Below are 13,687 nucleotides of genomic sequence, written 5' to 3'. Positions count from 1 at the left end.
TTTTTAAAGGCGCAAAAGTACAGTTAAAATAAGTATACGCAAGTTCTTGCAATGATAATTTCATTAAGTTTGGCGCAAAACTATTAAGAATGAAATATTTCGCTTACGCTTTCCTTACCCTTCTACTAACGAATACATTACATGCGCAAACCCAAAACAACTTCCTGACACATTTCGAAAAAAGTAATGGTTTAGAAACCGCTACCTACGATGAAGTTATTCAATTTTATAAAAATTTAGCCACAACTTATCCTCATATTTCTATAGAAACTATGGGCAAAACGGACTCAGGACAGCCGTTACATATGGTGACTTTAAACTCTGATGCCAATTTTAATTTTTCTGAAATTCGAAAAGAGAAACGCATTCTACTCGTTAATAACGGTATTCATCCTGGAGAAAGCGACGGTATAGACGCCACAATGATGCTGTATCGCGATATTGTTCAAGGCAAAGTAAACATGCCAAAACATACAGTCTTAGTTACTATTCCAGTGTATAACATTGGCGGAAGCTTAAATCGAAATTCGACAACAAGAACCAACCAAAACGGACCCGAAGCCTATGGTTTTAGAGGAAATGCCCGGAATTATGATTTGAATCGCGATTTTATCAAAAGTGACACTAAAAACGCAAAAGCTTTCGCTGAAATTTTTCACACGGTTCAGCCTGATGTGTTTATAGATAATCACGTAAGTAATGGTGCCGATTATCAATATACCTTAACACATTTATTTACGCAACACAACAAACTTGGTGGTCATTTAGGGAACTATTTACATACTAAAATGATGCCTGAACTGGAACAAAATTTAGCATCGAAAGATTGGGACATCACCCCGTATGTGAATGTTTTTAATCAAGTTCCAGAGGTTGGTTTTAGTCAGTTTATAGATAATCCAAGATACTCGACAGGTTACACCTCTCTGTTTAATACATTAGGTATGATGGTAGAAACCCATATGCTTAAGCCCTACAAACCGAGAGTTGAAGGGACTTACGAACTCATGAAAAGCATGATTGAACTCATTGAAAAAGATTACAAAATTATTAAAACCTTGAGAGCAGAAGCAAACCAAGCGTTCTTAGAAGCTGAAACTTACGATTTAAATTGGACGATAGACACCACTAAATTCTCGACCTTACAATTTAAAGGATTCGAAGGCGAATATATAAGCAGTGCGGTTACGGGATTAAAACGTTTAAAATACGACCGTTCTAAACCTTTTACTAAAGCAGTTAAATATCAGAACTACTTTAAGCCCACAACTAAAGTCTCCATCCCAAAAGCTTATATAATTCCGCAAGGTTGGTATTCGATTATTGAATTGCTGAAATTAAATCAGGTAGAGATGACGCCATTACAAGCAGACCAAACATTTACAGTTGAAACTTATCATATTACAGATTTCGACACTAAAAAAGAGGCTTACGAGGGGCACTATTTACACTCCAATACAACGGTGACTTCAACAACAGAAACTTTACAATTTAGAGCAGGCGATTATTATATTGAAACCCGCCAGCCCGCAATTCGTTATCTTTTAGAAACTCTAGAACCTCAAGCTGTAGACTCTTTCTTTAACTGGAATTTCTTCGACACCATTCTTCAACAAAAAGAAGGATTTTCGCCTTACGTTTGGGAAGATTTAGCTTTAGAACTTCTAAACCGCAATGCAGAGCTTAAACAGGAATTTGAAACTAAAAAACAATCAGATAAAGCCTTTTCCGAAAACTGGTATGCCCAACTAGATTGGATACATCAGCACAGTAACTATTATGAAAAAGCACATAAACGTTACCCTATTTTTAGGGTCAATTAAAAACAGTTATTTATAAAAAATTCCATTTAAAAACCTTTTATTACGTGAAAATACATAGAAAGAAAAAGATAATTAAATATCTGAATATACTAGACCAACCTATTAAATTCAATCCATTTGTGTTTAGTTGGTCGTTTTTACTTTGGGCGGTGTTAGGGCTTATTGGTGGTATTACCGCAGGAATTTATTGGATTGTTTTAGAGTTCTTGACGCATCAGGTTGCCTTTTTTGAAGGTTGGCAAGTTATTCCTGTTATGTCCATTGGCGGTCTTTTGGCAGGATTAGTTATTCATTTTATTGGAGACCCAGGAGAAATTCAACTTATTGTAAACAACATTCGTTTTAATAAAGGAAAATTAAATCCAAAGAATAATCCCTCGATGATTTTATCGTCATTCTTTTGTATTGCCTCTGGCGGAAGCTTAGGCCCAGAAGCACCATTGGTGCAAGTAACCGGTTCTATAGGTACTTGGCTTGGAAAAATATTTCGACTAAAAGGAGAAGCCCTACGTTCCTTGAGTATTGCAGGAATGGCATCTGGGTTTACAGCATTATTTGGAGCACCTCTTGGTGGTAGTTTATTTGCACTAGAAATTTTACATTACAAACATGCTGTAGAGTATTACCGCGCAATTATTCCCGCACTTGTTGCTAGTAGTTTTAGTTATATCGTGTTTGCTTTAATTGTTCATCTTGGCCTGGGTCCTACTTGGAATTTGTCCGCTTACGAGTATTCTGGGATTTTCGATTTTGGTTATGCCGTCTTATTTGCAATTATAGCAACAGCTATTGGATGGACTTTTATTTATTGTGTAAAATTCTTTAAAATAGTGTTCGAAAAACGACCAATTCCTATTTACATAAAAACATTAATTGGCGGATTACTTTTGGGTGTAATTGCCTATTACATTCCAATTACTCGCTATTTTGGTCACCACGAAATTAACGAGCTTATAACCGAGCAATTTCCTTTAAAATTACTATTCGTTATATTAATTTTTAAAATCATTGCAATTGCCATAACTGTCACTTCGGGATGGCGTGGAGGTTTTATTATTCCCTTATTTTTTGTAGGCACCACTTTAGGTTTAATTATTCATCATTTTATACCATCGGTAAGTTTAACCTTAACTATTGTAAGCTGTATGGCTGCGATAAATGCATGTGTAACACGAACTCCAATGAGCACCACAATTTTACTAACAACCCTTACTGGATTTGGACATTTAATTCCTATTTTATTTGCGAGTTTAACCGGATATTTTCTAGCACCAAAAATTCCATTTATAAGCGCACAAAAGCATCAGGATTAAGACATTAAAATAATTATAAAAAAAAGTCTCGTAGTGTAAATCATAATTAAAAATAATATACATTTGATTCAAATTTATATCGCTATGCAGCGCTTTCGATGAACAAGTATATTGTTGTCAATCAACCTGAAAAATGGAATTTTTCGATTGAGAATATTAAAGTAATATCTTCACAAGAGTACCTTACTAACCCAGAATTTTCGCTACTAAAAAAAGCTAGGATTTTTAACTTATGTAAAGATTACTCTTACCAATCTAAAGGCTATTATGTTTCGCTTTTAGCAGAGGCACGTGGACATTTACCAATCCCGACGGTTAAAAATATTGTCGATTTAAAAGCTTTAAAACTGGTACGTATTGTTTCAGACGAATTTGACGATACCATACAACAAAGTTTAAAAAACATAAAATCGCAAGAATTTACCTTGAGTATTTATTTCGGACAGAATGTGGCTCAAAAATATAAAGAGTTAAGCTTGTTGTTTTACAAACATTTTCAGGTACCATTTTTACGGGTTAAATTTAATCATACTACCAAGTGGAACATTCAGAGTATTAAAGCGATTTCGGAATCTGAAATTCCTGTGGAGCACTTAGATAGTGTTCAGGAGTTTGCGAATCAGTATTTTTCGAAAAAACGTTACGATATTCCGAAGTTAAACAAAAGTGATTTCGATTTGGCTATTTTAGTAAACCCGAAAGACCCAGCGCCACCGAGTAATGCCAAGGCCTTAAAAAAGTTTATCGATTTAGCTGAAAAAATGAATATTTATGCCGAAATCATCGAGCCTAAAGATTTGTCGCGCCTATCGTCTTTTGATGCTTTATTTATTCGTCAAAGTACCGAAGTGAATAACGAAGCCTATGCCTTTGCTCGAAAAGCTCAAAAAGAAGGAATCGCTATTATAGATTATCCAGATGCTATCTTAAAATGTTGCAATAAAGTGTATATGGCCGAAGCTTTACAGAATGCAAATATAGACACGCCAAAAACCATCATTGTACATAAAGACAACAAAAACCAAGTGTTAGAAAGTGTAGGATTGCCGTGTGTATTAAAAGCACCGGACTCCACATTCTCCTTTGGGGTAAAAAAAGCTAAAACCGAAGCCGAGTATAAGACGTTAGTTTCTGAAATGCTAAAGGAATCCGACCTTATTATTGCACAAGAATTCTGTCCGTCCGATTACGATTGGCGTATTGGAATTTTAGACGACAAGCCTTTTTATGCCTGTAAGTATTATATGGCAAAAGGCCATTGGCAGATTTATAACTGGAATGCCAAAAAGAAAGACGACCAAGATGGCGATGCCGATTGCTTACCTATTGAACAAGTGCCTAAAAACGTATTAAGAATGGCAATAAAATCGGCTAAACTTATGGGTAAAGGCTTATATGGCATAGACATAAAAGTGGTAAATAACCAACCTATGGTTATAGAAATTAACGACAACCCAAATATCGATTTTGGTGTAGAAGACGCGTATTATGGCGATTTGGTTTACACCGAAATTCTTTCAGCATTAAAAAAACGTTTAGATTAAAATGAATAAAAAATATCATCTTTTTGATGTTTACGGAATTGAACTAGAATATATGCTAGTACATCAATCCGATTTAAAAATTGCTCCGATTGTTGATACCCTTTTAACTAAAAAGAAAGGCAAATTAACTTCGGATATTGTGAATGGAAAAATTGCATGGAGCAACGAATTGGTTGCGCATGTGGTAGAGCTTAAAACCAACGGACCTACAAAAGATTTAAATGGTTTAGCTTCGCTATTTCATGAAAATATTAAGGAAATTAATGCCATTTTAAAACCGTTACAAACCAAATTATTACCAACGGCGGCACATCCTTTTATGAATCCGAAAACAGACACAGAACTTTGGAAACACAGTTATAGTGAAGTTTACGAATTATACAACCGTATTTTTAATTGTAAAAATCATGGATGGAGTAATGTGCAAAGTGTACACATAAACTTGCCGTTTTTTGATGATAAAGAGTTTGAAAAATTACACGCTGCCATACGTATTGTATTACCTTTAATTCCTGGGTTAAGCGCGAGCTCTCCTGTTTTAGAAGGTAAATTAACCGGTTTTAAAGATACCCGCTTGGAATATTACAAAACAAACCAGAAGGAGATTCCTGAAATGGCAGGCCTTGTTATTCCGGAACGTGTATTTACCAAACTCGATTATTATGCTACCATTTTTGAACCAATAAAAAAGGCTATAAAACCGTTTGATACACAAAACGTTTTAGATCACCACTTTTTAAACTCTCGTGGTGCCATTGCACGCTTCGACAGAAATGCCATAGAAATTAGATTAGTAGATATTCAAGAATGCCCTAAAGCAGATATTGCTATTTGTGCGTTAATTATTGCGACTTTAAAATTATTAGTCAACAAAAAATTATCGTCTTTAGCGACTCAAAAACGTTGGGTAAAGGAAGATTTATTTGTGATTTTGGATGATGCCATTACACATGGAGAAACATCGGTAATTAAAAATTTAGATTATTTAAATGTGTTTGATATCGAGGATGAAACGACCATACAAAATGTTTGGAAACACCTGTATGCACTGGCTAAACCAAATATTCATAAATCGCATTATCAAGCCATAGAAACTATTTTAAATGAAGGCACTTTAGCAACACGAATTGAACGCGCTTTAAAAAATGATTGTTCTCAAGAGCAAATTTTAGGCGTTTACGAATCTTTGGCAGATTGTTTAGAGAACAATACGCAATTTATATCATGAAACTCCTTTTAACTTGCGAGCATGGCGGACATACAATTCCTAAAATGTTTGCAGATATGTTTAAAGATAATAAAACCACGTTGCAGTCGCATCGTGGTTTTGATATTGGTGCTTTAGATGTTTTTAACTATTTAAAACCACTTTCAGATTATTCTAATTTTAGCACAACTAGCCGTTTGTTAATCGAATTAAACAGATCGATACATCATAGACATCTATTTTCGGAATTTTCTAAATCGCTTTCTCCATTGCATAAAGAGCGATTAATTGAACGGTATTATAAAGTATATAGAAATTCTGTGGTACAATATATATCGGAAAACATAAACAAAGGAGACGTTATACTGCACGTATCGGTGCATAGTTTCACACCTGTTTTAAACGATATAACACGACATTGTGATATTGGATTATTGTATGATCCTATAAAAGCTGAAGAATCGCAATTCTGTAAGCATTTTAAATCGGAGTTACATTTAGAAAACCCAAATTTAAAAGTGCGATTTAATTATCCGTATCGGGGTACCGCAGATGGATTTACAACCCATTTACGTCGGTTATTTCCGGATAACTATATAGGAATCGAGATTGAGATTAATCAGAAATTCGCATCCAAAAACAGTATGCCTTCAAGTTTAAAACACCAAATGTATTCAGCTTTGAAAAGCAGTTTAATTAGATAAGCGGACGAATATTAGCGTAGGAATTTTCTAGAGCCTGAATGGCTTCAACTTCATTTAACCATTCAACTTTAGTAATCCCTTCGTTAAGTTGTGGCCACAGGTTTCCTTTAAATTCTGTAGACATTTCGAACCAATGTGTAACTTTTATTTTATACTTCCCATTACGCTTAAAAATATGGTAAGTAGTATGTAAAGGTTTCGTAATTTTTAAACCAGTAACACCTGTTTCCTCCTCTACTTCTCGCAAAGCGGTTTCCTCGATGGTTTCTTTAGCCTCAGCTTTTCCTTTAGGCAAGTCCCATTTGTCGTTTCTATAAATAAATAAAATGTTACCTTCTTTATTGTATACTTTCCCGCCACCCGCAACGACATTAGGCAACTTCTTTAAAAATTTCTTAAGAAGTTTATCAGGATTCTTATGAATTAATCTTACCTCGTTTAAAGACGTATTGTTTAATTCTTTTATAACTTTGCCAATATGAACGGTATCTAATAAGTAATTCTTAAAATGTGTTTCTTTCTCAACCAAGGTGGTTAAAACGATTGGCTTCTCGTTGACAAAAATTTTATACATGGTAAAATTATCCTATATTATTTGCAGTAAAAGTATAATTTTTTAAAGCAAACCTATTAACTTTAAAAAAATAATTTTAATACACAAGAACTATTATTTTAATTAATGTGTAATTTTGTATCTATGATTTTTAACAAACATACCGCTCGAAAAACTGCTGAGGTTTTACTGCAAGTAAATGCAATAAAACTTAGCCCTAGTGCTCCTTTTACGTGGGCCTCTGGATGGAAGTCTCCTATTTATTGTGATAATAGGATTATATTGTCGTTTCCACCAATTAGAAATTACATACGTGAAACTATGGCTAAAGATATTGAAAAGCAATATGGCAAACCCGATGTTATTGCAGGAGTTGCTACTGGTGCTATTGGTATTGGAATGCTTGTTGCCGAATATTTAGGTCTGCCATTTATTTATGTAAGACCTGAAGCCAAAAGCCATGGTAGACAAAATCAGATTGAAGGTTTTGTTCAGAAAGGACAAAATGTTGTTGTGGTCGAGGACTTAATTAGCACAGGAAAAAGTAGTTTAAATGCTGTTAGAGCCTTAAGAGAAGCTGGGCTTAACGTAAAAGGTATGATCGCTATTTTTACTTACGGTTTTAATGTTGCTAGTGAAAATTTTGAAAAAGAAAATGTAACGCTTCAAACCTTAAGTAATTACGAAAGCTTAATAGAACAAGCTGTCGAAACCAATTATGTTTCCCAATCTGAGGTAAAAACATTAACCGACTGGAATGCGAATCCAAGCCAATGGAACGCGATTTAATTACTAGAAACAAAAAACACAATCATGAATTTAGAATCTCCAAAAGTAACTATAGATAAATCGTCTCAGGAGGTATTCGATTTTCTTTCAGATATTAAAAACTTTGAAAAGCTAATGCCTGATAACATTAGTAAGTTTGAAATATTAGACAACGACAAGTTTTTATTTGCCTTAAAAGGTATGCCTGAAATAGTACTAAAAAAGAAGGAAGTCGTTCCTCCAAATAAAATAGTTCTAGGTGCTGCAGGAGGAAAAATAGATTTTTCTTTAGTTGGTCACATTAATGAAACCACAGATGGCAAAAGTGATGTGCAACTAAAATTTGAAGGTGATTTTAATCCAATGATGGCCATGATGATTAAAGGCCCTATTTCAAAATTTATTGAAACTCTAGTCACTAAAATGCCACAAGCAGTTTAATATAATAAGGTTAATTCCTTTAAATCAAACTCTTTTATAATTTCATCCTCTAACAGCACTTTTAAATTACCAAGTTCTGTAACACCGAGGATAAATCCACCAAACATTAAACCTTCTGCATCTAAAAATGTCGAAGGTTTATTTTTTTTGAACAACACACTTTCGTACTCTGCTTTAATTTTATCGTATTGCCCAGACTCTAGCCAAGCAAAGCACTCTTTTAATTCGATAAGAATATGATGAAGCACTTCGTCTAAATGAAAAATGCGTCCTGTTTTATTTACAATAGAAGATGCCTTGGGTAAACCTTTAAAATTGGTTTGATTTACATTTACTCCAATTCCCAAAATACTATCCCTTAATCCGCTTTGCGTCACTATATTTTCGATTAACACTCCACATATTTTTTTGTTGGCTGACAATATGTCGTTAGGCCATTTAATCTGAACTTTAGGCAACATAAGCTTTTTAAAGGCCGTATATATGGCAACAGCGGTGACCATACTAATGTAAAATTGCTTCTCGACAGCTAAAAAAGAAACATCCTTAAACACACTAAACATAAGATTTTTAGCAGGTTCAGACTCCCAGACCGTTCCCATTTGGCCACGTCCCATAGTTTGAGTATTTGCAACAACAACAGTATAATCTTCCAACAATTCACAACTACTTAATTGCTTCAAATACGTATTTGTAGAATCGATGGCATCAAGTTTGATTATAGGCATTTGTAATATTTATATAGGCAGGATGAAAACTTCTGCAATTTTTAAAGTATAAAGAACTAAAAAATAATAACTTTGTACAAATTAAATCAAATTAATGGCGAAAGAAAACACAAATTCAGACCTACTTATTTCCACTATCCTAAGTGGAATTGAAGATGTTAAGGGAAAAGAAATAAGTATTTTAGATTTACGTGAAATTGAAAACACGGTTTGCGACTACTTTATAGTGTGTGAAGGTAGTTCTAATACTCAAGTTAATGCTATTGTAAACGCTGTTCAGAAAAAAGTGAGCAAAGAGCTAAAGGATAAACCTTGGCACGTAGAAGGACAAGATAATGCCGAATGGGTACTAATGGATTATGTAAATGTTGTAGTTCATGTATTTCAGAAACATATACGCGAGTATTACGACATTGAAAGCCTTTGGGGTGACGCAAAAACAACTTTAATTGAAACTAACTATTAATAATATTTAATGGCAAACGACAAAAAAACTCCAAATAAGAAACCTAAGTTAAATCCATATTGGATTTACGGAGCAATCATAGCAATTTTTATCGCAATTCAGATTTTTAGCAGTAGTAGTTTACAAGACTCTACAGCTACGACTCCATCAGATTTTATGACATATCTGAAAAATGGAGATGTAGAAACTGTAGAAATTGTAAATAAAAGAAAAGCGGAAGTTTTTCTTACAGATGCAGCATTACAAAAGGAAGAGCATAAAAACTCTAAACCTTCAACGTTACTGCCTACTGCAACGAAATTACCTAATTATAGTTTTGAATTTGGAGATTTACAAAATTTCGAAAATCAAGTTAATTCTACAATACAAGATTTCGATTTAAACACAGCAGTAAATTATAAAACCGAACAAAATTTAATGGGCGATTTCCTTCTTGGAATTCTTCCTTTTATACTTTTAATAGGGGTTTGGATCTTTATTATGCGTAGAATGTCTGGCGGTGCTGGTGGCGGTGCTGGAGGGCAAATCTTTAATATCGGAAAATCTAAAGCTAAATTATTCGATCAGAATACAGATGTAAAAACATCGTTTAAAGATGTTGCTGGTTTAGAAGGTGCTAAAGAAGAAATTCAAGAAATTGTAGACTTCCTTAAAAATCCTGAAAAATATACGTCTTTAGGAGGTAAAATCCCAAAAGGTGCTTTACTTGTTGGACCTCCAGGAACAGGAAAAACGTTACTAGCTAAAGCCGTTGCTGGTGAAGCTAAAGTACCGTTCTTCTCTCTATCTGGTTCAGATTTCGTAGAGATGTTTGTTGGTGTTGGTGCTTCTCGTGTAAGAGATTTATTCAAGCAAGCAAAAGAAAAATCGCCTGCAATAATTTTCATTGATGAAATTGATGCTATTGGACGTGCAAGAGGGAAAAATAACATGTCAGGTTCTAACGACGAAAGAGAAAACACGTTAAACCAATTACTAACAGAAATGGATGGTTTTGGTACTAATACAAATGTAATTGTATTAGCTGCAACAAACAGAGCCGATGTTTTAGATAGCGCTTTAATGCGTGCTGGTCGTTTTGATAGACAAATTTTTGTTGATTTACCAGACATTAGAGAACGTCAAGAAATTTTTGAAGTTCACCTAAAACCAATTAAAAAATCTGAAAACCTTGATACAGATTTCTTAGCAAAACAAACTCCAGGATTTTCTGGAGCAGATATAGCCAACGTATGTAACGAAGCGGCTTTAATTGCTGCAAGACAAGGTAAAAAGGCTGTAGACAAGCAAGATTTCTTAGATGCTGTAGACCGTATTGTTGGTGGTTTAGAAAAGAAAAACAAGATAATTACACCTAGCGAAAAGAAAGCTATAGCATATCACGAAGCTGGTCACGCTACTGTGAGTTGGATGTTAGAACATGCAGCGCCACTTGTAAAAGTAACTATTGTACCACGCGGACGCTCATTAGGTGCGGCTTGGTACTTACCAGAAGAGCGCTTAATTGTTAGACCAGAACAAATGTTGGACGAAATGTGTGCGGCTTTAGGAGGGCGTGCGGCAGAAAAGGTAATATTTAATAGAATATCTACTGGAGCATTAAGTGATCTAGAAAAAGTAACTAAACAAGCGCGAGCTATGGTTACAGTTTACGGATTAAGTGATAAAGTAGGAAACCTAACCTATTACGATTCTTCTGGACAAAACGAGTATGGTTTTACAAAACCTTATAGTGAAAAAACAGCAGAACTTATAGACAAGGAAATTTCGGATATCATTGAAAATCAATACCAAAGAGCCTTAAAACTTCTTGAAGATAACAAAGACAAACTTACTGAGTTGGCTGATGTTCTTTTAGAAAAAGAGGTGATTTTTAAAGATAATCTTGAAAAAATATTTGGGAAACGTCCTTTCGATCCTGAATTAAAACCCCTTTTAGATAAATAAATTATTAAGTACCAAAGCTTAATAACACGAAAAATCTTAAATTAATCGTTAGGTTAGTTTAAGATTTTTTATCTTTGAAGAACCCCGAAATAATACAGATTAATAGCAAAAGTCTTAATGAGTCTATTTAGAAAACTTTTTGGTTCCAAATCAAACAAATCAGAAGAGGAAATACAATCTGAGGAAAGAGGCAAATACATGCCTGAAATTAATTTACCCATAGACGAAAAGTTTACCATAAACTTTAAATCTAATGGTGGTAAGTTCTTGTATTGTGAAAATTTAGATGAAATTTTCCAAACCTTAGATTTTATTATTGAAGAAAATAATTGGGAAGATAAAAAGATTCTTTTTCTAGATAATGAATTAAAAAAACGTTTTGGCTCTTCTAATTTAAATCTAGCCAAACCTAACGATACAGATGCAACTTATTTTTTAACAAGTTGTGAAAATTTAATTGCGGACGATGGTTCTTTGTTAATTACATCTAAACAAATTGCGGAAAAGAAATTGGTAGACTTGCCTGACAACTTTATAGTATTCGCAACAACAAGTCAGATTGTGGCCAGTATTGGAGAAGGATTACGTGGTATTAAATCTAAAAATACGCAACGTATCCCTACCAATATCACTACCATAAAACATTTCAAATCGGTTGAGGAAAAAAACTTCATGACCTACGGAAGTAATTCAAAAAATCTTTATTTGCTTCTTTTAGAAGACCTCTAACATGAAAGAAATTGTTACTAGAGCTATATTTGGTCTGATATATATTGTATTACTTATCGGATCTTTATACAACGAACACGCATTAGCGGTACTGTTTTTTGTTTTCGGAATTATTTCTATAGCTGAATTTAAAAAGCTAATAGAATTTCACGCTTTTTATCCTTTTGCCATTTTTATCTTGATCTATTTTGGTTTCGGATATTGGCATATGTTTTCTCCAGAATTAAAAGGCTTTCATGAAGCGACACAAATACTACTAGTACTCTCAATCTTTGTCAATTTATTTCTTATAAAAGATTTATTTTCAAAAAAAGGGATTCCGGTATATAAATTTAAACGTTTCCTTTTAACCAGTTTTTACCTTTCTAGTTCATTCATTTTCTTTCTGTTAATAGCTAGATTTGGTAACGAATATAACCCAAGCATACTTCTCGGATCCTTTATCTTAGTATGGGTAAACGATACGTTTGCCTTTTTAGTTGGTAAGAATTTTGGGAGGCAAAAATTATTCGAAAAAATATCGCCTAAGAAAACTGTAGAAGGCTTTATTGGCGGTCTATTTTTTGCTTGTATTGCTAGCTATTTTATTGCTACCTTTACCCACTCATTAAACTTTACACAATGGCTTATTTTAGCTATTATTGTAAGTGTTTTTGGAACATTAGGCGACTTAGTAGAATCTAAGTTTAAACGCCAAGTTAATGTGAAAGATAGCGGTGTTATAATGCCAGGACATGGCGGATTAATGGACCGATTAGACAGCATTATTTTTGCAGCACCATTCATTTATTTATTTTTAAGACTTATAGATTATGTTTCATAAGGAAGGTTTCAAAATTATTTTAATCACTTTTATAGCAGTGGTTATTTCGTTTTTAATCGTCGATAATTTAGTATCCATCTTATGGTTGCGATACATTTTGTTTTTTACGCTTTTAATCTTCTTAATTCTTATCTTACAATTCTTTAGAAATCCTAAACGAAATGGAATTCTTAGCGAAGATCAAGTATTATCTCCTGTAGATGGTAAGGTGGTAGTTATTGAAGAAGTTTTCGAAAAGGAATATTTCAATGAAAAACGATTACAAGTAAGTGTATTTATGTCGCCTTTAAATGTACATGTTACACGATATCCTATTGGAGGAAAAGTTATATTTAGTAAATACCACCCTGGAAAATTTTTAGTTGCTTGGCACCCAAAAGCGAGTGAAGAAAACGAACGCACGACTGTAGTTGTAGAAAATAACAAACACGTAAAAGTATTGCACCGCCAAATCGCAGGAGCATTAGCGAAACGTATTGTAAACTACGCTAAAGTGGGCGATGTTGCTGTTCAAGCTAGTGATTCTGGATTTATAAAATTCGGATCTAGAGTAGATTTATTTTTACCCCTGGGAACAAAAATTAATGTTAGCCTTAACCAGAAAGTTAAAGGTGGGGAAAGTATTATAGCAGAATTATAAT

The 13,687-nt window shown here is 33.8% G+C and carries 14 protein-coding genes; 12 read left to right on the top strand and 2 right to left on the bottom strand.

Translation table 11 applies throughout. The annotated features are described in order from the left end of the window. The first annotated feature begins 89 nt into the window (after positions 1-89). The 5 genes from ACKC83_RS08695 to ACKC83_RS08675 all read left to right on the top strand — a co-directional run bounded on the left by ACKC83_RS08695 (position 90) and on the right by ACKC83_RS08675 (position 6,591). Positions 90-1,823: a M14 family metallopeptidase gene (locus ACKC83_RS08695; protein ID WP_434037732.1), complete on the top strand. Its 1,734-nt coding sequence runs from the start codon at positions 90-92 to the stop codon at positions 1,821-1,823. Between the two features lie 44 nt (positions 1,824-1,867). After that, positions 1,868-3,136 (top strand): chloride channel protein, encoded by a 1,269-nt coding sequence (locus ACKC83_RS08690; protein ID WP_434037731.1) that lies wholly within the window; start codon positions 1,868-1,870, stop codon positions 3,134-3,136. Positions 3,137-3,234: 98 nt separating this feature from the next. Continuing rightward, positions 3,235-4,680, top strand: a complete 1,446-nt coding sequence (locus tag ACKC83_RS08685; RefSeq protein WP_038527414.1) for a RimK family protein — start codon at positions 3,235-3,237, stop codon at positions 4,678-4,680. Position 4,681: 1 nt separating this feature from the next. Next, positions 4,682-5,908: a glutamate-cysteine ligase family protein gene (locus ACKC83_RS08680; protein WP_434037730.1), complete on the top strand. Its 1,227-nt coding sequence runs from the start codon at positions 4,682-4,684 to the stop codon at positions 5,906-5,908. Continuing rightward, entirely contained in the window at positions 5,905-6,591 is a 687-nt protein-coding gene (locus tag ACKC83_RS08675) for an N-formylglutamate amidohydrolase (protein WP_434037729.1), read from the top strand. The genes ACKC83_RS08680 and ACKC83_RS08675 overlap by 4 nt, the downstream gene beginning before the upstream one ends. Here the strand turns inward: ACKC83_RS08675 and ACKC83_RS08670 are convergent. Beyond that, on the bottom strand, positions 6,584-7,165 hold the full coding sequence (locus tag ACKC83_RS08670) for an NUDIX hydrolase (protein WP_414036103.1): 582 nt from the start codon (positions 7,163-7,165) through the stop codon (positions 6,584-6,586). The genes ACKC83_RS08675 and ACKC83_RS08670 overlap by 8 nt on opposite strands. A 123-nt stretch (positions 7,166-7,288) precedes the next feature. Here ACKC83_RS08670 and pyrE point away from each other — a divergent pair, with 123 nt between their 5' ends. Together pyrE and ACKC83_RS08660 are read left to right on the top strand one after the other, a co-directional pair. Next, positions 7,289-7,933, top strand: a complete 645-nt coding sequence (pyrE, locus tag ACKC83_RS08665; RefSeq protein WP_434037728.1) for an orotate phosphoribosyltransferase — start codon at positions 7,289-7,291, stop codon at positions 7,931-7,933. A 24-nt stretch (positions 7,934-7,957) separates the two neighbouring features. Then, the gene (locus ACKC83_RS08660; protein WP_414036105.1) at positions 7,958-8,353 is read left to right on the top strand and encodes an SRPBCC family protein; all 396 of its coding nucleotides are present in this window, start codon (positions 7,958-7,960) and stop codon (positions 8,351-8,353) included. Here ACKC83_RS08660 and ACKC83_RS08655 read toward each other — a convergent pair. Further along, entirely contained in the window at positions 8,350-9,081 is a 732-nt protein-coding gene (locus tag ACKC83_RS08655; RefSeq protein ID WP_434037727.1) for a biotin--[acetyl-CoA-carboxylase] ligase, read from the bottom strand. The genes ACKC83_RS08660 and ACKC83_RS08655 overlap by 4 nt on opposite strands. Positions 9,082-9,175: 94 nt before the next feature. Between ACKC83_RS08655 and rsfS the strand changes: the two genes are divergently transcribed. The 5 genes from rsfS to ACKC83_RS08630 all read left to right on the top strand — a co-directional run bounded on the left by rsfS (position 9,176) and on the right by ACKC83_RS08630 (position 13,686). Beyond that, entirely contained in the window at positions 9,176-9,547 is a 372-nt protein-coding gene (gene rsfS / locus ACKC83_RS08650) for a ribosome silencing factor (protein ID WP_414036107.1), read from the top strand. A gap of 9 nt (positions 9,548-9,556) precedes the next feature. Further along, positions 9,557-11,494, top strand: a complete 1,938-nt coding sequence (ftsH, locus tag ACKC83_RS08645; RefSeq protein WP_434037726.1) for an ATP-dependent zinc metalloprotease FtsH — start codon at positions 9,557-9,559, stop codon at positions 11,492-11,494. A 117-nt stretch (positions 11,495-11,611) separates the two neighbouring features. Continuing rightward, complete coding sequence (locus ACKC83_RS08640; protein ID WP_434037725.1) at positions 11,612-12,223, top strand: LUD domain-containing protein; 612 nt, start codon at positions 11,612-11,614, stop codon at positions 12,221-12,223. A 1-nt stretch (position 12,224) separates the two neighbouring features. Then, positions 12,225-13,046, top strand: coding sequence for a phosphatidate cytidylyltransferase (locus ACKC83_RS08635; protein ID WP_414036109.1), 822 nt, complete (start codon positions 12,225-12,227; stop codon positions 13,044-13,046). Continuing rightward, positions 13,036-13,686 carry a phosphatidylserine decarboxylase family protein gene (locus ACKC83_RS08630; RefSeq protein WP_414036110.1) on the top strand — a complete coding sequence of 217 codons (651 nt, stop codon included), beginning with the start codon at positions 13,036-13,038 and terminating at the stop codon, positions 13,684-13,686. Before ACKC83_RS08635 ends, ACKC83_RS08630 begins: the two co-directional genes overlap by 11 nt. Position 13,687: the final 1 nt, after the last annotated feature.

The sequence above is a fragment of the Formosa bonchosmolovskayae genome (assembly GCF_051016085.1).
Taxonomy (GTDB): Bacteria; Bacteroidota; Bacteroidia; order Flavobacteriales; family Flavobacteriaceae; genus Formosa.
Note: the sequence above shows the minus strand (reverse complement) of the source record. Positions and strands in the feature narration are given on the sequence as shown.